The following is a 331-nucleotide window of genomic DNA, read 5'->3' on the forward strand; positions in this document are numbered from 1 at the left end:
TGACTTGATACGGGGCGCGGCGCGGTTGAACCAGGATCCGATCGGCGTATTGCCGAAGAACTGGCGCAGTTCCTCCGCGCGCCACGGCTCCTTCAAGATATCCTTGGCAATCACGTGGTGGCCCGCGACCTTCAGCGCCTGCATCTGGCGCGCGTTGGTGGCGCAGTCGGGTTTTTGATAGAAGATGATCGTCGCCATGGCCTGGCCTAACATTACAGTTGTCTTTTTGTTTTGAAGTGCGCGCGCTGGGCGGCGGCCTGGTGAGCTCTACGCCAAAGTGACCATGCGATGATGTGTGCGGGTTGGATTCGCTTTCGAGCGAGTCTGATGG

General features: G+C 59.2%; 1 protein-coding gene. It reads right to left on the bottom strand.

Going from position 1 to position 331, the window contains the following annotated elements; genetic code table 11:
• Window positions 1-198: thioredoxin domain-containing protein (locus ACZYOF_RS44525; protein WP_463719689.1), on the bottom strand; the 198-nt coding region annotated here is incomplete at its 3' end.
• Between the last annotated feature and the right edge of the window lie 133 nt (window positions 199-331).

Source organism: Bradyrhizobium sp. LeoA1Lang (assembly GCF_055413685.1).